Annotated in this window: 18 protein-coding genes and 1 tRNA gene; all 19 read right to left on the bottom strand. The window is 55.1% G+C overall.

Annotation, left to right across the window (positions count from 1 at the left end; translation table 11 throughout):
• Positions 1–1,073: elongation factor Tu (gene tuf / locus AB5Y90_RS17880; protein ID WP_021229319.1), on the bottom strand; the 1,073-nt coding region annotated here is incomplete at its 3' end.
• Positions 1,074–1,127: 54 nt separating this feature from the next.
• The gene (gene fusA, locus AB5Y90_RS17875) at positions 1,128–3,233 is read right to left on the bottom strand and encodes an elongation factor G (RefSeq protein ID WP_005339913.1); all 2,106 of its coding nucleotides are present in this window, start codon (positions 3,231–3,233) and stop codon (positions 1,128–1,130) included.
• A gap of 75 nt (positions 3,234–3,308) precedes the next feature.
• Entirely contained in the window at positions 3,309–3,779 is a 471-nt protein-coding gene (gene rpsG / locus AB5Y90_RS17870; RefSeq protein ID WP_005339911.1) for a 30S ribosomal protein S7, read from the bottom strand.
• 93 nt (positions 3,780–3,872) lie between these two features.
• A complete protein-coding gene (gene rpsL / locus AB5Y90_RS17865; RefSeq protein WP_005306278.1) occupies positions 3,873–4,247 on the bottom strand; it encodes a 30S ribosomal protein S12 in 375 nt (124 codons plus the stop codon).
• Between the two features lie 182 nt (positions 4,248–4,429).
• Positions 4,430–4,708 carry a sulfurtransferase complex subunit TusB gene (tusB, locus tag AB5Y90_RS17860; RefSeq protein WP_368167433.1) on the bottom strand — a complete coding sequence of 93 codons (279 nt, stop codon included), beginning with the start codon at positions 4,706–4,708 and terminating at the stop codon, positions 4,430–4,432.
• Positions 4,709–4,715: 7 nt separating this feature from the next.
• On the bottom strand, positions 4,716–5,075 hold the full coding sequence (gene tusC / locus AB5Y90_RS17855) for a sulfurtransferase complex subunit TusC (RefSeq protein WP_307895699.1): 360 nt from the start codon (positions 5,073–5,075) through the stop codon (positions 4,716–4,718).
• Positions 5,076–5,083: 8 nt separating this feature from the next.
• A complete protein-coding gene (gene tusD, locus AB5Y90_RS17850; protein ID WP_075112885.1) occupies positions 5,084–5,476 on the bottom strand; it encodes a sulfurtransferase complex subunit TusD in 393 nt (130 codons plus the stop codon).
• Positions 5,477–5,560: 84 nt separating this feature from the next.
• Entirely contained in the window at positions 5,561–5,941 is a 381-nt protein-coding gene (locus tag AB5Y90_RS17845) for a RidA family protein (protein ID WP_019446597.1), read from the bottom strand.
• A gap of 24 nt (positions 5,942–5,965) precedes the next feature.
• Entirely contained in the window at positions 5,966–6,682 is a 717-nt protein-coding gene (locus tag AB5Y90_RS17840; RefSeq protein WP_005339902.1) for a transcriptional regulator, read from the bottom strand.
• Between the two features lie 194 nt (positions 6,683–6,876).
• Positions 6,877–11,181 carry a DNA-directed RNA polymerase subunit beta' gene (rpoC, locus tag AB5Y90_RS17835; RefSeq protein ID WP_005339899.1) on the bottom strand — a complete coding sequence of 1,435 codons (4,305 nt, stop codon included), beginning with the start codon at positions 11,179–11,181 and terminating at the stop codon, positions 6,877–6,879.
• 91 nt (positions 11,182–11,272) lie between these two features.
• Positions 11,273–15,301, bottom strand: coding sequence for a DNA-directed RNA polymerase subunit beta (gene rpoB / locus AB5Y90_RS17830; RefSeq protein ID WP_005339897.1), 4,029 nt, complete (start codon positions 15,299–15,301; stop codon positions 11,273–11,275).
• Between the two features lie 224 nt (positions 15,302–15,525).
• Complete coding sequence (gene rplL / locus AB5Y90_RS17825) at positions 15,526–15,891, bottom strand: 50S ribosomal protein L7/L12 (protein WP_005306304.1); 366 nt, start codon at positions 15,889–15,891, stop codon at positions 15,526–15,528.
• A gap of 51 nt (positions 15,892–15,942) precedes the next feature.
• Positions 15,943–16,443 carry a 50S ribosomal protein L10 gene (gene rplJ / locus AB5Y90_RS17820; RefSeq protein WP_005339895.1) on the bottom strand — a complete coding sequence of 167 codons (501 nt, stop codon included), beginning with the start codon at positions 16,441–16,443 and terminating at the stop codon, positions 15,943–15,945.
• A gap of 256 nt (positions 16,444–16,699) precedes the next feature.
• Entirely contained in the window at positions 16,700–17,401 is a 702-nt protein-coding gene (rplA, locus tag AB5Y90_RS17815; protein ID WP_005339888.1) for a 50S ribosomal protein L1, read from the bottom strand.
• Between the two features lie 4 nt (positions 17,402–17,405).
• Positions 17,406–17,834 carry a 50S ribosomal protein L11 gene (gene rplK / locus AB5Y90_RS17810; RefSeq protein WP_005339887.1) on the bottom strand — a complete coding sequence of 143 codons (429 nt, stop codon included), beginning with the start codon at positions 17,832–17,834 and terminating at the stop codon, positions 17,406–17,408.
• 134 nt (positions 17,835–17,968) lie between these two features.
• Positions 17,969–18,520 carry a transcription termination/antitermination protein NusG gene (gene nusG, locus AB5Y90_RS17805; protein WP_005306318.1) on the bottom strand — a complete coding sequence of 184 codons (552 nt, stop codon included), beginning with the start codon at positions 18,518–18,520 and terminating at the stop codon, positions 17,969–17,971.
• A gap of 9 nt (positions 18,521–18,529) precedes the next feature.
• Complete coding sequence (gene secE, locus AB5Y90_RS17800; protein ID WP_005306322.1) at positions 18,530–18,901, bottom strand: preprotein translocase subunit SecE; 372 nt, start codon at positions 18,899–18,901, stop codon at positions 18,530–18,532.
• Between the two features lie 60 nt (positions 18,902–18,961).
• Positions 18,962–19,038, bottom strand: a tRNA-Trp gene (locus tag AB5Y90_RS17795).
• A 53-nt stretch (positions 19,039–19,091) separates the two neighbouring features.
• Positions 19,092–20,228, bottom strand: a 1,137-nt coding sequence (gene tuf / locus AB5Y90_RS17790; RefSeq protein ID WP_368167430.1) for an elongation factor Tu, incomplete at its 5' end; no start/stop codon positions are given.

The following is a 20,228-nucleotide window of genomic DNA, read 5'->3' as shown; positions in this document are numbered from 1 at the left end:
TTGATGTTGTCGCCCGGCATTACCATCTCTACGCCTTCCGGCAGTTCGATGGTACCGGTCACGTCGGTAGTACGGAAGTAGAACTGCGGACGGTAGCCTTTGAAGAACGGGGTATGACGACCACCTTCTTCTTTGGACAGTACGTACACTTCAGATTCGAACTTGGTGTGCGGCTTGATAGAACCCGGCTTGGCCAGTACCTGACCACGCTCTACGTCTTCACGCTTAACACCACGCAGCAGCGCGCCGATGTTCTCGCCTGCACGACCTTCGTCCAGCAGCTTGCGGAACATTTCAACACCGGTACAGGTGGTAGAAACGGTATCTTTGATACCAACGATTTCTACAGTCTCACCTACTTTAACGATACCGCGCTCTACACGACCGGTAACTACAGTACCACGGCCAGCGATAGAGAATACGTCTTCGATAGGCATCAGGAACGGCTGGTCAATCGCGCGCTCCGGCTCCGGGATGTAGGTATCCAGGTGGCCAGCCAGCTCGATGATCTTCTCTTCCCACTGAGCGTCGCCTTCCAGCGCTTTCAGTGCGGAACCACGAACTACCGGCAGGTCATCACCCGGGAAGTCGTACTCGGTCAGCAGTTCACGAACTTCCATCTCTACCAGTTCGAGCAGCTCTTCGTCATCAACCATGTCACACTTGTTCATGAACACGATCATGTACGGGATACCAACCTGACGACCCAGCAGGATGTGCTCACGAGTCTGCGGCATCGGGCCGTCAGTCGCTGCTACTACCAGGATCGCGCCGTCCATCTGGGCAGCACCGGTGATCATGTTTTTAACGTAGTCGGCGTGACCCGGGCAATCTACGTGGGCGTAGTGACGGGTAGCGGTGTCGTATTCTACGTGGGAGGTGTTGATGGTGATACCACGCTCACGCTCTTCCGGTGCCTTGTCGATCTGGTCGAAGGCGAAAGCTTTACCACCGAAGTGCTTGGCCAGCACGTTGGTGATAGCTGCAGTCAGGGTGGTTTTACCGTGGTCAACGTGGCCGATGGTGCCGACGTTTACGTGCGGTTTATTACGCTCAAATTTTTCTTTAGACACGACGTAGTCCTTCTAGGTTAAACCCGCCTACCGTCGTAGGCGGGGAATCTTAAATTACTTGGATTTGCGCTCTTCGATCACGGCTTGTGCAACGTTGGTCGGTGCATCGTGATACTTGGCGAATTCCATGGCGTAGGAAGCACGACCCTGGGTAGCGGAACGCAGTGCAGTTGCATAACCGAACATTTCGGCCAGCGGCACCAGAGCACGTACGATCTTGCCGGACGGGCCATCTTCCATACCTTCGATCAGGCCACGACGACGGTTCAGGTCACCGATAACATCGCCCATGTAATCTTCCGGAGTTTCAACTTCTACTTTCATGATCGGTTCGAGCAGAACCGGGTTGGCTTTCATGAAGCCAGCCTTAAAGGCCATGGAAGCAGCGATTTTGAACGCCAGTTCGGAAGAGTCGACATCGTGGTAAGAACCGAAGTGCAGACGCACACCCAGATCCATAACCGGGTAACCAGCCAGCGGACCAGATTTGAGCTGCTCACGGATACCTTTATCAACACCCGGGATGAATTCACCAGGAATGACACCGCCTTTGATGTCGTTGACGAATTCGTAGGCTTTGCCTTCTTCCAGCGGGTACATGTCGATAACAACATGACCGTACTGACCGCGACCACCAGACTGCTTGGCATGCTTGCCTTCGATGTCTTTAACGGTGGTACGGATGGTTTCACGGTAGGCAACCTGCGGCTTACCTACGTTGGCTTCAACCTTGAACTCGCGACGCATACGGTCAACGATGATGTCCAGGTGCAGCTCACCCATACCAGCGATGATGGTTTGACCTGACTCTTCGTCAGTCCATACGCGGAAGGACGGATCTTCCTGAGCCAGACGGCCCAGTGCCAGACCCATCTTCTCCTGGTCAGCCTTGGTTTTCGGCTCAACCGCGATAGAAATTACCGGCTCCGGGAATTCCATACGCTCGAGGATGATCGGTGCGTTCGGGTCACACAGGGTGTCACCAGTGGTCACGTCTTTCAGACCGATGGCAGCAGCGATGTCACCAGCGCGTACTTCTTTGATCTCTTCACGCTTGTTGGCATGCATCTGAACGATACGGCCAAAACGCTCGCGCTTGTCCTTGACGGAGTTCAGCACGGTGTCACCGGAGTTGATCACGCCAGAGTAGACACGGAAGAAGGTCAGGTTACCAACGAACGGGTCGGTAGCGATCTTGAACGCCAGAGCAGAGAACGGCTCGTCATCAGAAGCGTGACGCTCGTCTTTGGTCTCGCCGTCCATTTTCAGGCCGTCGATAGCAGCAACGTCGGTCGGAGCCGGCAGGTACTCGATCACGGCATCCAGCATTGCCTGTACGCCCTTGTTCTTGAACGCGGAGCCACAGGTTACCAGGATGATTTCGTTGTTCAGCACGCGCTGACGCAGAGCACCTTTGATCTCTTCCTCGGTCAGCTCTTCGCCGCCCAGGTATTTTTCCATCAGGTCTTCAGACGCTTCAGCAGCGGCTTCAACCAGATTCATGCGCATTTCTTGCGCCTGTTCCAGCAACTCGGCCGGGACGTCTTCGTAATCGAAGGATACGCCCTGATCAGCTTCATTCCAGTTGATGGCTTTCATCTTGACCAGGTCAACAACGCCCTTGAAGTTCTCTTCGGCGCCGATGTTCAGCTGAAGGGGAACCGGAGTACCTTTCAGACGGGTCTTGATGTGCTCAACGCAGCGCAGGAAGTTGGCGCCGGTACGGTCCATCTTGTTGACGAACGCGATACGGGGAACCTTGTACTTGTTAGCCTGACGCCATACGGTTTCAGACTGTGGCTGTACGCCACCTACGGCACAGTACACCATCACGGCACCGTCCAGAACACGCATTGAACGCTCTACTTCGATAGTAAAGTCAACGTGGCCCGGGGTATCGATGATGTTGATACGGTGCGGTTGGAACTGTTTACCCATACCGGACCAGAAAGCGGTGGTCGCGGCGGAGGTGATGGTGATACCACGCTCTTGTTCCTGTTCCATCCAGTCCATGGTGGCAGCGCCATCGTGAACTTCACCGATCTTGTGACTTACACCGGTGTAAAACAGTACGCGCTCGGTAGTAGTAGTCTTACCGGCGTCAATGTGAGCGGAGATACCGATGTTACGATAACGCTCAATGGGGGTTGTACGAGCCATTGTCATCCTCTTACTAAGGCGCTTGTCCCTAGATAATTAAAGGTGCGCAGAGTCAAAAGACCCTGCGCAAGCGGATTACCAGCGGAAGTGAGCGAAGGCTTTGTTCGCTTCAGCCATACGGTGAACGTCTTCACGTTTCTTGACAGACGAACCCTTATTGTCAGCGGCATCCAGCAGCTCGCCAGCCAGACGCTGAGCCATTGATTTTTCACCACGTTTACGAGCGGCATCAACCAACCAGCGCATTGCCAGGGCATTGCGACGTACCGGACGAACTTCTACCGGCACCTGATAGGTTGCACCACCGACGCGACGAGATTTAACCTCGACCGCCGGACGAATGTTATCCAGAGCTTCTTCGAATACGGCCAGGTGCTCTTTGCCAGATTTGGTGGCAATGATGTCCAGGGCGCCATAAACAATGGCTTCTGCAACAGATTTCTTACCGTCAACCATTACTACGTTGACAAATTTAGCCAGCAGCTCTGATCCGAACTTGGGATCTGGCAGGATTTTACGCTGACCAACAACACGACGTCTTGGCATTTCAAATTCTCCGTAACTTCAGGGATTACCCAAAACTAGAAAGCTATCTAACTAGAAACGAATTAACGTTTGGCCTTACTTAACGGAGAACCATTAAGCTTTAGGACGCTTCACGCCATACTTGGAGCGAGCCTGCTTACGGTCTTTAACACCGGCACAGTCCAACGCACCACGAACGGTGTGATAACGAACACCTGGCAAGTCTTTTACACGACCGCCACGGATCAGAACAACAGAGTGCTCTTGCAGGTTGTGACCTTCACCACCGATGTAGGAGGTGACTTCGAAGCCGTTGGTCAGACGTACACGGCACACTTTACGCAGTGCAGAGTTAGGCTTCTTCGGGGTGGTGGTATATACACGAGTGCATACGCCACGCTTCTGAGGGCACGCTTCCAGCGCCGGCACGTTGCTTTTCACAACGAGCTTGATGCGTGGCTTGCGAACCAACTGGTTAATAGTTGCCATCAAAAGGCTCCTGATAATGACTTCATAAACGTGTGGAAAATCCTCCCCGCAGATACGGGGACGCGAAATTTTATGCCCTGTTGTCTGGGGAGTCAAGATTTATACAATTTGCGTCACAAAAGGGCAATTTGGATCCGTTTGATTTCACGACATCACCTTGAATTTTCTTGGAAATGTGCATCTCAGCCACCCCAGGTGCGCGGGGAACCTTTTTGCGCAATCAGTGCCACCAGCCCCGCCATATCGAGCACATTACCCACCCGATGCTGCAAACCGCGAGCTTGCAGATCTTCCTGCATCACATAAAGCGGGATACCCGCCAGCCGCGCACTCCACTGGGGAGCCGATGCCGCAATCACGGCATCCTGCATCAGTACCAGCTCATCCTCGGGCTGAAGGTATGAGAGCGCCTCTGCCAGAGTCTGACTCTGAAAGGGGGAGTTCAATATCAGATGCAACATGGAGACCTCAAAAGCTGATGTGAGTCGAACATTGTGCCCAGCGCCGAGCCAGTTCCTGGCGCGGCAGACTCTCGACCGGGATCAGCAGATCATCCACTGTCACGCCACGCTCTGCCAGCGAGTCAGCACAAACATAGACCTCTTCGATGTCGTAGAGTTCCAACATCTTGAAGGTGGGCGCGTAATGGCGCTGCAAAATGGCGGCAGGCTGCTGCTCCTTGAGCAGTTGCAGCACGCCGTCCCCAATCAGGAAGAGGGCCAGCTCATCGGTCATGGCCGAGGTGGCCAACAAGGCATCCAGTCCTTCCCGGCCGGCGACATGGCCATGGGGGCCACGACTGCAGATAAAGGCGATTTTCTTGCTCATGACCCCCCCTAGAACTGAACCAGCCGATCGGCGGTGAGCGCCGCCTCGGCCAACTGGCCCAGACCGCTCAGGCAAAATGGCGCTTGCAGATTGAAGTGTGCCTGCCCTGCCCCCTTGGCTTCCTGTTCATCGAGCACACCGCGTCGCATGGCGGCGGCGACGCAGACGTCGATACGGATCCCCTGCTCTTCTGCCAGCTCTCGCCACAGACGCACCAGGTCAGTCTCATCGGATGCAGGCAGATGCAGACCGTTGCCGTTGCAGACCCCGTCCTGATAGAAGAACAGGTGGGACAAGGTATGCCCCTGTGCCAACAGGGTGCGGGCAAAACGATAGGCGGTGCTGGCCGATTGGGTGCCATAGGCAGGCCCCGTGACCAGGATGGCAAAACTCAGACTCATAGCAGGACTCCTGTGCTGACCCGGTCCATTTTACGCCAAAAACAAAAAAGCCCCTGCCAGGAGGGGCTTGATTCGATCTGTTGATCAGAGATGGGCAATCGCCTCGACCTCGACCAGCACATCTTTCGGCAGACGGGCCACCTCCACGCAGGAGCGGGCTGGTGCTGCATCGCCAAAGTAGCGGGCATAGACCTGATTGAAGGCAACGAAGTTGTTCATGTCACTCAGGAAACAGGTGGTTTTGACCACTTTGCTGGCATCGGCACCGGCAGCTTGCAACACGGCGACCAGATTCTTCATCACCCGTTCGGCCTGCTCTTCGATGCCGCCGGCCACGATCTCCATGGTGGCAGGATCGAGCGGGATCTGCCCGGAGGTGAAGATCATCTCGCCAACCTTGGTAGCCTGAACATACGGACCAATCGCGGCAGGCGCCTTGTCGGTTGCAATCACTTCTTTAGCCATTCATCTATCCCCTTCTGGAATGAGTTACTCGTTCTCGTCTTCACCCTGCTTGCGCTGTCGGATGTAAAGATAAACGGTATGTTTTGAAATATTGAGTTTGTCCGCCACCAGATTGATCGAATCCTTGATGTCGAAAATGCCCTTCTCGAACAGCTGGGTCACGATGAAGCGATTCTTGGCATTGTTGGCCACGGTGGGATCGCGGTTGATCTCGTCGATGGTGTTATCCACCGTCTGGGCAACCAACTCTTCCACGCTATTGGCGAAGGTCTCTGGTGACTGACGCGCCGCCTGCTGGGGCGTCGGGAAAAATTCGGCCACGAACTCGTGGAAAGGCGCATTGATGTGCAGGTTGATGCAGATAAGCCCCACTACTTGCCGCTCGCTGTTGCGAATGGCGATGGTGCTCGACTTCATCAGCGCGCCGGTACGGCTGCGAGCGAAATAGCTCTGGGTGTAATCCTGGCCGGTGCTCTCGATATCCTTGAGCATGCGCAGGGCGAGATCGGTGATGGGCGCCCCGAGGGTGCGTCCGGTATTGAAGCCGTTGGCGATCTTGATCACCGACTCGTGCAGATTTTCCAGGGAGTGGAGTACCACTTCACAATGCTTGCCGAACAGCTCGGCCAAACCATCGATGAGCCCATCGTATGAGCGCAACAATTCCCTGTCTTCATCTGTAAAAGTGCGGCTGATCAGCTGTTCTTCGGGAAGCATGGCTTCCTCGATACCGACAGTCATGTTCTACCCCTGTAATAACCATTCAACTTTCCCGAGTTTTAAATTGCAGGGGAGTAAAGTCAACTTTTTTTGATTTTTTACTCTACAACTTTGCTCTGGATCATCCTGAAACCCGCGCTGCGTCTACCTTTGCCGAGGAATTGGCCAACAAAAAGGGCTCCTTGAAGGAGCCCTTTTCAATCACGGATGACGAGTTACTCTTCGTCGAAGCTACCGGCTGCGTTCAGCAGATCCGCCAGGTTCTGCTCCGCTTCATCAGCGGTCACCTGCGGGGTACCAACAGCACGAGCTGCGGCAGCACGCTGGTTGATCCGGCTATGGTGGTAGGCAAAGCCGGTACCAGCCGGGATCAGACGACCCACGATGACGTTCTCTTTCAGACCACGCAGTTCATCACGCTTGCCACCTACGGCGGCTTCGGTCAGAACGCGAGTGGTTTCCTGGAAGGAAGCCGCGGAGATGAAGGACTCGGTGCTCAGAGATGCCTTGGTAATACCCATCAGTACATGACGGTAGGTAGCAGGGGTCTTGCCCTCGGCAACCAGCTTACGGTTGGCAATCTTCACACGAGCCACTTCAACCTGTTCGCCTTCGATCAGATCGGTATCGCCAGCGCTCAGGATCTCGCACTTGCGCAGCATCTGACGAACGATGACTTCGATGTGCTTGTCGTTGATCTTAACGCCTTGCAGACGGTAAACGTCCTGCACTTCGTTGGCGATGTAGTTGGCGACCGGGCTGATACCGCGCAGACGCAGGATGTCGTGAGCAGACTCAGGACCGTCCGCCAGCACTTCACCCTTCTCAACTTTTTCACCTTCGAACACGTTCAGGTTACGCCACTTCGGAATCATCTCTTCGTAGACGTTGCCACCATCGGTCGGGGTGATGACCAGACGGCGTTTGCCCTTGGTCTCTTTCCCGAAGGAGATGGTACCGGAGATCTCGGCCAGAATTGCCGGTTCCTTCGGTTGACGTGCTTCGAACAGATCCGCAACGCGCGGCAGACCACCGGTGATGTCCTTGGTACCGCCGGACTCTTGCGGGATACGCGCTACCGCGTCACCCACGCCCACGTTGGCACCATCTTCCAGGTTCACGATCGCCTTGCCCGGCAGGAAGTACTGGGCGGCTACATCGGTACCCGGGATCATCACGTCTTTGCCGTTCAGGTCGACCAGTTTAACGGTCGGACGCATCTCTTTACCGGCGCTCGGACGCTCGTTGACGTCCAGAACAACGATAGAAGAGAGACCGGTCAGCTCGTCGGTCTGACGAGTGATGGTCACACCATCGATCATGTGTTCGAACTGCAGGCGACCTGCCACTTCGGTGATGATCGGGTGGGTGTGCGGATCCCAGTTGGCAACGGTCTCGCCAGCACTCACGGCCTGGCCGTCCTTCACTTCCAGCACGGAACCGTAAGGCAGCTTGTGGCTTTCCTTGGTACGGCCCATGTCGTCCATGATGGTCAGTTCGGTAGAACGTGAGGTGATAACCAGTTTGTCATCGCTGTTGTGAACGAACTTGGCGTTCTGCAGCTTGATGGTACCGGTGTTCTTCACCTGGATGCTGCTTTCAGCAGCGGCACGAGATGCAGCACCACCGATGTGGAACGTACGCATCGTCAGCTGGGTACCCGGTTCACCGATGGACTGGGCGGCGATAACACCGACAGCCTCACCCTTGTTAACCAGGTGACCACGGGCCAGATCACGGCCGTAGCAGTGAGCACAGTTACCGAAGTCAGTTTCACAGGTGATGGCAGAACGTACCTTCACACGGTCAACGGAGTTACGCTCCAGCAGGTCACACAGCTGCTCGTCGAGCAGGGTGTTGCGAGCAACTAGGATCTCGTCCTCGGTACCCGGCTTGATGACATCTTCTGCCACCACACGACCCAGCACGCGCTCACGCAGCGGCTCGACCACGTCGCCACCCTCGATCAACGGAGTCATCCACAGACCGTCAGTAGTGCCGCAATCGTCCTCGGTGATCACCATGTCTTGCGCCACGTCTACCAGACGACGAGTCAGGTAACCGGAGTTCGCAGTCTTCAGTGCGGTATCCGCCAGACCCTTACGAGCACCGTGGGTAGAGATAAAGTACTGCAGTACGTTCAGACCTTCGCGGAAGTTCGCGATGATCGGGGTCTCGATGATGGAGCCATCCGGCTTGGCCATCAGGCCACGCATACCGGCCAGCTGACGGATCTGGGCGGCGGAACCACGCGCACCAGAGTCGGCCATCATAAAGATGCTGTTGAACGAGGCCTGCTCTTCTTCTTCACCCAGCGAGTTGACGTTACGCTCTTTGGACAAGTTCTCCATCATGGCCTTGGAGACGCGCTCGTTGGCGCTGGCCCAGATATCGATAACCTTGTTGTAACGCTCGCCCGCAGTTACCAGACCTGACAGGAACTGGTCCTGGATCTCGGCAACTTCGGCTTCGGCTGCCGCGATGATGTCTTTCTTGGCATCCGGGATGACCATGTCATCGATACCAACGGAAGCACCGGACAGGGCCGCGTAGTGGAAACCGGTATACATCAGCTGGTCAGCGAAGATAACGGTGTCCTTCAGGCCCTGCTTGCGATAGCAGGTATTCAGCAGACGGGAGATGAGCTTTTTGCCCAGCGCCTTGTTGGATACGCACTTGATCCAGTTCTGCGGATTGGCATCCAGATCAGCCTGTTCTGCAGCAGTCAGCACCTTCGGCTCGTCGATCAGGGCGTATTCCATGCCTTTCGGCAGGATCAGGCTCAGGATCGCACGACCAACGGTGGTGTTCTTCATCTCGGTGTGTTCACGCAGAGAACCATCTTCCTGACGCAGGTATTCGGTAATGCGTACTTTCACACGAGCATGCAGATCGGCCAGACCGGCGCGATATACTTTCTCGGCTTCTTTCGGGCCGGCCAGCACCATACCTTCGCCTTTGGCGTTGATACGGGCACGGGTCATGTAGTACAGACCCAAGACCACGTCCTGAGAAGGAACGATGATCGGCTCACCGGAGGCAGGCGACAGGATGTTGTTGGTAGACATCATCAGCGCACGCGCTTCCAGCTGGGCTTCCAGGGTCAGCGGTACGTGGACTGCCATCTGGTCACCATCGAAGTCCGCGTTATACGCAGCACAAACCAGCGGGTGCAGCTGGATTGCCTTGCCTTCGACCAGAGTCGGTTCGAATGCCTGGATACCCAGACGGTGCAGAGTCGGTGCACGGTTCAGCAGAACCGGGTGTTCGCGGATCACTTCGTCCAGGATATCCCAAACAACAGCTTCCTCGCGCTCCACCATCTTCTTGGCGGCCTTGATAGTGGTCGCCAGACCGCGGGTTTCCAGCTTGCCATAGATGAACGGCTTGAACAGTTCCAGCGCCATCTTCTTCGGCAGACCGCACTGATGCAGACGCAGAGTCGGGCCTACGGTGATAACGGAACGACCGGAGTAGTCGACACGCTTACCGAGCAGGTTCTGACGGAAACGACCCTGCTTACCCTTGATCATGTCGGCCAGGGATTTCAGCGGGCGCTTGTTGGAACCGGTGATGGCACGACCGCGACGGCCGTTATCCAGCAGGGCATCGACGGACTCTTGCAGCATACGCTTTTCGTTGCGCACGATGATGTCCGGAGCAGCCAGATCCAGCAGACGCTTCAAGCGGTTGTTACGGTTGATCACGCGACGGTACAGATCGTTCAGATCGGAAGTCGCGAAACGGCCGCCGTCCAGCGGTACCAGCGGACGCAGGTCCGGCGGCAGCACAGGCAGCACTGTCATGATCATCCACTCCGGCTTGTTGCCGGACTGCAGGAAAGCTTCCATCAGCTTCAGACGCTTGGTGGTCTTCTTGCGCTTGGTCTCGGAGTTGGTTTGATCCAGCTCCTCACGCATGGTTTTGACTTCACCTTCCAGATCGATAGCGCGCAGCAATGCCAGGATTGCTTCGGCACCCATCTTGGCGTCAAATTCGTCGCCCCACTCTTCCAGCGCATCCAGGTACTGCTCTTCAGAGAGCATCTGGCTGCGTTCGAGGTTGGTCATACCCGGCTCGATTACGACGAAAGATTCGAAGTAGAGCACGCGCTCGATGTCGCGCAGGGTCATGTCCAGCAGCAGACCGATACGGGACGGCAGGGACTTCAGGAACCAGATGTGGGCAGTCGGGCTGGCCAGCTCGATGTGGCCCATACGCTCACGACGGACCTTGGTCTGGGTCACTTCAACGCCGCACTTCTCACAGATCACACCACGGTGTTTCAGGCGCTTGTACTTGCCGCACAGACACTCGTAGTCCTTCACCGGTCCGAAGATACGGGCGCAGAACAGACCATCACGCTCCGGCTTGAAAGTCCGGTAGTTGATGGTCTCAGGCTTTTTGACCTCACCGAATGACCAGGAGCGGATCATGTCAGGAGAGGCCAGACCGATCTTGATACTGTCAAACTCTTCGGTCTTGGTCTGAGCCTTCAAAAACTTGAGTAAGTCTTTCACGTGTTTCCCCTGTCAGGAGTCTAACCTCGGCGCCCCGGCTGCCAAAACAGCGGGGCGCCCACGTCAATTCTCGAACAATAAGAGCGAGCTCTTACTCTTCGTCCAGCTCGATGTTGATACCCAGAGAGCGGATTTCCTTCAGCAATACGTTGAAGGATTCGGGCATGCCCGGCTCCATACGGTGGTCGCCATCCACGATGTTCTTATACATCTTGGTACGGCCATTCACATCGTCAGACTTGACGGTCAGCATTTCCTGCAGGGTATATGCCGCACCGTAAGCCTCCAGGGCCCACACTTCCATCTCACCGAAACGCTGACCACCGAACTGAGCCTTACCACCCAGCGGCTGCTGGGTAACCAGGCTGTAAGAACCGGTAGAACGCGCGTGCATCTTGTCGTCGACCAGGTGGTTCAGCTTGAGCATGTACATGTAACCAACGGTTACTTTACGCTCGAAGCGGTTACCGGTACGGCCATCGAACAGATCAATCTGACCGGATTCCGGCAGATCGGCCAGCTTCAGCAGGGCTTTGATTTCGCGCTCTTTGGCACCATCAAACACTGGAGTAGCAACCGGCAGACCCTTACGCAGGTTACCCACCAGGGTACGTACGTCGTCATCAGACAGTTCGGCGATGTTCACTTGCTGGGTGTCCTTCTCGCCCAGGTCATAGACCTGTTGCAGGAAGTTGCGCATCTCGTGCAGCTCGCGCTGCTCTTTGACCATGCGATCGATCTTCTCGCCGATACCCTTGGCCGCAAGGCCCAGGTGCACTTCGAGGATCTGACCGATGTTCATACGGGATGGTACGCCCAACGGGTTCAGTACGATGTCGACCGGACGGCCGAACTCGTCATGAGGCATATCCTCGACCGGACAGATCTTGGAGATAACACCCTTGTTACCGTGACGGCCCGCCATCTTGTCACCCGGCTGGATGCGACGCTTGACTGCCAGATAAACCTTGACGATTTTCAGTACGCCCGGCGCCAGATCATCACCCTGGATAATCTTGCGACGCTTGTTCTCGAATTTCTTGTCGAACTCGGCTTTCAGCTCAACGTGCTGTTCAGCGATCTGTTCCAGTTCGGTCTGCTTGCCTTCGTCTTCGATGGCCAGTTCAAACCACTTGGAGCGATCGAGCTTGTTCAGACGATCTTCGCTGTAACCGGCGGCCAGCAGCAGGTTGCGGGAGCGGCCGAAAATACCGTCTTCCAAGATCTTGAACTCTTCGGTCAAGTCCTTCTTCGCTTCCTTCAGCTGCATCTCTTCGATTTCTTTGGCGCGCTTGTCTTTTTCCACGCCATCGCGGGTAAAGACTTGCACGTCAACCACGGTACCGTACACACCGTTCGGTACACGCAGGGAGGAGTCCTTCACATCGGACGCCTTCTCACCGAAGATGGCGCGCAGCAGCTTCTCTTCCGGCGTCAGCTGGGTTTCACCTTTCGGGGTTACCTTACCGACCAGAATGTCGCCGCCCTTCACTTCGGCACCCACGTAGACGATACCGGACTCGTCCAGCTTGGACAGAGCGGCTTCACCCACGTTCGGGATGTCAGCAGTGATCTCTTCCGGACCCAGCTTGGTGTCACGGGAGATACAGGCTAGTTCCTGGATATGGATGGTGGTCAGGCGATCTTCCTGAACAACACGCTCGTTCACCAGGATCGAGTCTTCGAAGTTGTAACCGTTCCACGGCATGAACGCGACGCGCATGTTCTGACCGAGCGCCAGTTCACCCAGGTCGGTGGACGGGCCGTCAGCCAGTACGTCGCCAGCCATGACCGGCTCACCCAACATCACGCAAGGACGCTGGTTGATACAGGTGTTCTGGTTGGAACGGGTGTATTTGGTCAGGTTGTAGATGTCGATACCGGCTTCGCCTGGCATCAGCTCATCTTCATTGACCTTCAGGACGATACGGGAGGCATCGACATAGTCGATTACGCCGCCACGCTTGGCCACTACGGTTACACCGGAGTCAACGGCCACAGCGCGTTCCATACCGGTACCTACCAGCGGCTTGTCAGCACGCAGAGTCGGTACAGCCTGACGTTGCATGTTTGAACCCATCAATGCGCGGTTCGCGTCATCGTGTTCCAGGAACGGGATCAGAGCCGCTGCCACAGATACGATCTGCTGCGGGCTCACGTCCATATACTGGATCTGGTCGGCGTTCATAAAGGTGGATTCACCTTTGTGACGGCACGGGATCAATTCATCTTTCAGACGGCCATCTTCGGTGGTCGCGGCGTTAGCCTGTGCGATCACGTACTTGCCTTCTTCAATAGCAGACAGGTAGTCCACTTCGTCGGTGATCACACCGTCAATGACCTTGCGGTACGGGGTCTCGAGGAAACCGTACTCGTTGGTACGAGAGTACACGGACAGAGAGTTGATCAGACCGATGTTCGGACCTTCAGGAGTCTCGATAGGGCACAGACGACCGTAGTGAGTCGGGTGTACGTCTCGGACTTCAAAGCCGGCACGCTCACGAGTCAAACCGCCCGGGCCCAGCGCGGAAATACGACGCTTGTGGGTCACTTCGGAGAGCGGGTTGTTCTGGTCCATAAACTGGGACAGCTGGCTGGAACCAAAGAACTCTTTGACTGCGGCGGAGATCGGCTTGGCGTTGATCAGATCCTGCGGCATCAGGGTGTCCAGGTCGCCCAGGGAGAGACGCTCCTTGACCGCACGCTCGACACGCACCAGACCGACGCGGAACTGGTTTTCAGCCATTTCACCGACAGAACGGATACGACGGTTACCCAAGTGGTCGATATCGTCCACTTCGTCGTTACCGTTACGGATGTCGATCAGGCGCTTCATCACATCGACGATGTCGTCTTTGGTCAGTACACCAGCGCCAGTCTCGTCTTCACGACCCAGACGGCGGTTGAACTTCATCCGACCTACGGTAGACAGGTCGTAACGCTCGGCGGAGAAGAACAGGTTTTCGAACAGCTGTTCTGCAGCTTCGCGAGTAGGCGGCTCGCCCGGACGCATCATGCGATAGATCTCGACCAGCGCTTCCAAACGGTTGGAGCTGGAGTCGACACGCAGGGTCTCGGACATGTAAGCACCGTGATCCAGTTCGTTGGTGAACAGAACCTCGAAATGCTTGAAGCCGGCCTGGGACAGGTTGGCGATCGCTTCCAGGCTCAGCGCCTGGTTGGCGGTCACGACCATCTCGCCAGTTTGCGGATGTGCGTAGTCCTTGGCAGCAACTTTGCCAACAACATACTCAACCGGTACCTCAATCTGGGTAACGGCATCTTTTTCCAACTGACGGATGTGACGCGCAGTCACACGACGACCGGTCTCAACTACCACGGCGCCATTGGCCACGATGTCAAAGGTCGCAGTTTCACCACGCAGACGCTCCGGCACCAAATCCATCATCAACTTGCCATCTTTTACTTCAAAACCGATGGTCTCGAAGAAGGTGGCCAGGATTTGTTCGGAAGTGAAGTCCAGGGCGCGCAGAATAATGGATGCTGGCAGTTTGCGACGACGGTCGATACGGACAAACAGGTTGTCTTTCGCATCGAACTCGAAGTCCAGCCAGGAGCCACGGTAGGGGATAACGCGAGCGTTATACAGTACCTTACCGGATGAATGAGTTTTGCCTTTATCGTGGTCGAAGAAGACGCCCGGGCTGCGGTGCAGCTGGGAGACGATAACCCGCTCGGTACCATTGATAACAAAGGTGCCGTTCTCGGTCATGAGCGGAATTTCGCCCATGTATACTTCTTGTTCCTTGATGTCTTTGACGGTGCCGGCAGCTGCTTCACGGTCGTACAGAACCATACGAAGCTTGACACGCAGCGGCGCGGAGTAGGTCACTCCACGGATCTGGCATTCTTTTACGTCAAATACCGGCTCACCCAGGCGATAGCTGACATACTGAAGCTCAGCACTACCGGAGTAACTGGTGATCGGGAAAACGCTACGGAAAGCGGCCTCTAGGCCATATTCACCTTCCGGGTCAGCCTCGATGAACTGCTTGAAGGAGTCCAGCTGAATGGACAACAGATAAGGCGTGTCCAGTACCTGGTCTCGCTTACCGAAGTCCTTACGAATGCGTTTTTTTTCGGTATAAGAGTAAACCATAGGGTTCCTCAGCTCGCTGATAAGTGACCCACTCTGTCCCGCGGGACAGCTCTGTCTCAACACCGTTTTGTGTTGGCCCGGACGAAAGAAGACAGTCCGGATTGCTGGTGCACCGAGAGTCGTAAACGGTGTGAAATGCTCTCAGTCTACAGCGCAAAAAGGCTGGTGAACAAAAATTCACCAGCCCTAGCCTGTTTTATCAGGCTAATCTACATAAATGCAGATTATTTGATCTCAACAGAAGCACCGGCAGCTTCCAGCTCTTTCTTCAGAGCTTCAGCTTCGTCCTTGGACACGCCTTCCTTCAGGTTAGCCGGAGCAGCTTCTACCAGATCTTTGGCTTCTTTCAGGCCCAGACCGGTAGCGCCACGAACGGCTTTGATAACGGCAACTTTGTTGGCGCCAGCAGCAGTCAGAACTACGTCGAACTCGGTCTTCTCTTCTACTGCTTCAGCAGCAGCCGGGCCAGCCATTACGGCAGCAGCGGCAGAAACACCGAACTTCTCTTCCATAGCTTCGATCAGCTCAACAACTTCCATTACGGACATGGAAGCAACGGCTTCGATGATTTGGTCTTTAGTGATAGACATGACAAAAATTCCTGATGTTGAATAAACTCAAACAGCCTAAATAGGCGAGAATCAAGCAGCAGCTTGTTTCTGGTCGCGAACAGCAGCGATAGTACGAACCAGCTTGCCAGCAGAGGCTTCTTTCATAGTCGCCATCAACTTCGCAATTGCTTCTTCGTAAGTCGGCAGCGTGGCCAGACGATCAATTTGTGCTGCGGCGATAAACTCACCGTTAAAAGCGCCAGCCTTGATTTCGAACTTTTGGTTCGCTTTGGCAAACTCTTTGAACAGACGAGCAGCAGCGCCCGGATGTTCGTTAGAGAAAGCAATCAAGGTAGGACCGGTAAATGCGTCGTTCAGGCACTCGTATTCGGTACCTTCTACCGCGCGACGCAGCAGGGTGTTACGCACAACGCGCATGTACACACCGGCTTCACGAGCGGTTTTACGCAGGACGGTCATCTTGTCTACAGTTACACCGCGAGAATCGGCAACAACTGCAGAAAGAGCGCCTTTGGCAGCTTCGTTGACTTCAGCAACAATTGCCTTTTTGTCTTCGAGTCCCAATGCCATTGGCTTAACTCCTGGATTGAATCCGGGTCTATTGACCCAGTACTGACACATCCCCCCTACCTTTACAACAGAGGGGAACGATGCGGTAGCAGGATTCCAGAAGAGAAAGAATCTTTCTCGCTGGGTTTCCGGCACCGTCTACGCAGGAAACATTAAGGCTTTGCAGCCTCCTGCGGTCTTGGACGGAGGTCGAAACCCCCAACCAATCAAGGCGCAAAATTATAGATTAAATTTTGCGCCTTGTAAAACCCATCAATTAGGCCTGAGCTTCCAGAGAAGCTTGGTCTACGGCAACACCGGCACCCATGGTGGTGGAGATGCTGACTTTCTTGATGAATTGACCTTTGGCGGAAGAGGGCTTGCCTTTTTTCAGGGCAACCAGCAGAGCTTCCAAGTTTTCTTTCAGCTGAACTTCGTTGAAAGAAACCTTACCCAGAGTGGTATGGATGATACCATTCTTGTCGTTACGGTAACGAACCTGACCAGCCTTGGCGTTCTTGACAGCTTCGGCAACATTAGGAGTTACAGTACCAACTTTCGGGTTCGGCATCAGACCGCGCGGGCCCAGGATTTGACCCAGTTGACCAACAACGCGCATGGCATCTGGGGATGCGATAACTACATCGAAGTTCATCTCGCCTTTCTTAACCAGATCGGCCAGGTCATCCATACCTACCAGGTCAGCACCGGCAGCTTTAGCTGCTTCGGCGTTGGCACCTTGGGTAAATACGGCAACGCGTACATCACGACCGGTACCGTGCGGCAGTACAGTAGCACCACGTACGTTCTGGTCAGATTTACGAGCGTCGATACCCAGGTTGACAGCAACGTCAACGCTTTCAACGAACTTGGCGGTAGCCAGTTCTTTCAGCAGGGCAATGGCTTCGTTGATGGAGTACTCTTTGGTACCGTCAACTTTTTCGCGAATAACGCGCATACGCTTGGAAAGTTTAGCCATTGTCTTAATCCTCCACTACCAGACCCATGGAACGAGCGGAGCCTGCGATGCAACGTACTTTTGCATCCAGATCGGCACCAGTCATATCCGGCTCTTTGGTCTTGGCGATTTCTTGCAGCTGGGCAACGGTCACCTTACCAACCTTGTCTTTGTTCGGCTTGGAAGAACCAGACTTGATGCCAGCAGCTTTCTTCAGCAGGAAGGAAGCAGGCGGAGTCTTGGTTTCGAAGGTGAAGGAACGGTCGCTGTAAACGGTGATCACGACCGGAGTCGGTGAACCTTTTTCCAGCTTCTCTGTACGAGCGTTGAACGCCTTACAGAATTCCATGATGTTAACACCGTGTTGACCCAGTGCAGGACCAACGGGAGGAGACGGGTTGGCTGCACCAGCAGCAACCTGCAGCTTGATATAAGCTGTGACTTTCTTAGCCATTAGGAAAATACCTCAAAAATGGGTTCTAGCGCCTCGGAGACTTGCTCCTGCAAACGGCTCCCCAACTAATAAAGGGGCAGCGAATTATAGAGATATTCGCTGCCCCTGACAACCGTTAAACGTACAGAATTCAATCAGCCCTTTTCGACCTGACCAAAATCCAGTTCAACAGGAGTAGAACGACCGAAGATCAGTACAGAGACCTTCACGCGGCTCTTCTCATAATCGACCTCTTCAACGGTACCGTTGAAGTCGGCAAACGGACCATCAGCAACCCGCACCATTTCACCCGGTTCAAACAGGGTTTTCGGACGCGGCTTGTCGTGGGCATCCTGCAGACGGTTCAGGATGGCATCGGCCTCTTTGTCGGAGATCGGTGCCGGACGGTCGGAGGTACCGCCGATGAAGCCCATTACACGCGGTACGTTACGCACCAGGTGCCATGTGGTTTCATCCATGATCATCTGGACCAGGACATAACCCGGGAAAAACTTGCGCTCACTCTTGCGCTTCTGGCCAGCACGCATCTCGACCACTTCTTCGGTCGGGACCAGTACTTCACCGAACATGTCTTCCATGCCATGCATCTTGATATGTTCACGCAGGGACTTGGCTACACGGCCTTCATAGCCGGAAAAAGCCTGCACGACATACCATCTCATACGTTGTTCACGTTGTTCAGTCATGGCTTATCCTTACACACCGGTAATCAGGTTGACCAACCAGACCAAGGCACCGTCCAGAACGAACAGCAGCAGCCCCATCACGGCGGTCACCGCCAGCACAATCAGGGTTGTCTGAATGGCTTCCTGACGGGTCGGCCATACGACCTTGCGGACTTCCAGGCGAGACTCACGGGCGAATGCCAGTGTTGCCTTTCCCTTGGTGGTTTGCAGGGCTACTGCACCGGCAGCAGCAATGACAACGACCACACCCAGGGCGCGGACGGCAGCGACAACATCGTTGAGCAGGTAATTACCCACTACAGCGGCCGCCAGGATAATGAAAACCAGGCCCCAAAGCAGGGTATCCTTGCTTCCGCCCTGGCTCTCAGAACTAACACTCATACAACCCACCTGTATCTGACGTAACCAAAGACACAAAAGCCCCGTACGAGACGAGGTATATGGCAGGGGCGGCAGGACTCGAACCCGCAACCATCGGTTTTGGAGACCGCTGTTCTACCAATTCGAACTACGCCCCTACACAAGAAAGCCCCTATTATAGGGGCTTTGCTTTATTTATGTAAGCCAAAGATTAAGCGATAACTTTAGCTACAACACCAGCACCTACGGTACGGCCACCTTCACGGATAGCGAAACGCAGGCCGTCGTCCATCGCGATCGGCGCAATCAGGGTAACAACCATCTTGATGTTGTCGCCCGGCATTACCATCTCTACGCCTTCCGGCAGTTCGATGGTACCGGTCACGTCGGTAGTACGGAAGTAGAACTGCGGACGGTAGCCTTTGAAGAACGGGGTATGACGACCACCTTCTTCTTTGGACAGTACGTACACTTCAGATTCGAACTTGGTGTGCGGCTTGATAGAACCCGGCTTGGCCAGTACCTGACCACGCTCTACGTCTTCACGCTTAACACCACGCAGCAGCGCGCCGATGTTCTCGCCTGCACGACCTTCGTCCAGCAGCTTGCGGAACATTTCAACACCGGTACAGGTGGTAGAAACGGTATCTTTGATACCAACGATTTCTACAGTCTCACCTACTTTAACGATACCGCGCTCTACACGACCGGTAACTACAGTACCACGGCCAGCGATAGAGAATACGTCTTCGATAGGCATCAGGAACGGCTGGTCAATCGCGCGCTCCGGCTCCGGGATGTAGGTATCCAGGTGGCCAGCCAGCTCGATGATCTTCTCTTCCCACTGAGCGTCGCCTTCCAGCGCTTTCAGTGCGGAACCACGAACTACCGGCAGGTCATCACCCGGGAAGTCGTACTCGGTCAGCAGTTCACGAACTTCCATCTCTACCAGTTCGAGCAGCTCTTCGTCATCAACCATGTCACACTTGTTCATGAACACGATCATGTACGGGATACCAACCTGACGACCCAGCAGGATGTGCTCACGAGTCTGCGGCATCGGGCCGTCAGTCGCTGCTACTACCAGGATCGCGCCGTCCATCTGGGCAGCACCGGTGATCATGTTTTTAACGTAGTCGGCGTGACCCGGGCAATCTACGTGGGCGTAGTGACGGGTAGCGGTGTCGTATTCTACGTGGGAGGTGTTGATGGTGATACCACGCTCACGCTCTTCCGGTGCCTTGTCGATCTGGTCGAAGGCGAAAGCTTTACCACCGAAGTGCTTGGCCAGCACGTTGGTGATAGCTGCAGTCAGGGTGGTTTTACCGTGGTCAACGTGGCCGATGGT

The sequence above is a fragment of the Aeromonas sp. R4-1 genome, from assembly GCF_040908325.1.
Lineage (GTDB): Bacteria > Pseudomonadota > Gammaproteobacteria > Enterobacterales > Aeromonadaceae > Aeromonas > Aeromonas veronii.
Note: the sequence above shows the minus strand (reverse complement) of the source record. Positions and strands in the feature narration are given on the sequence as shown.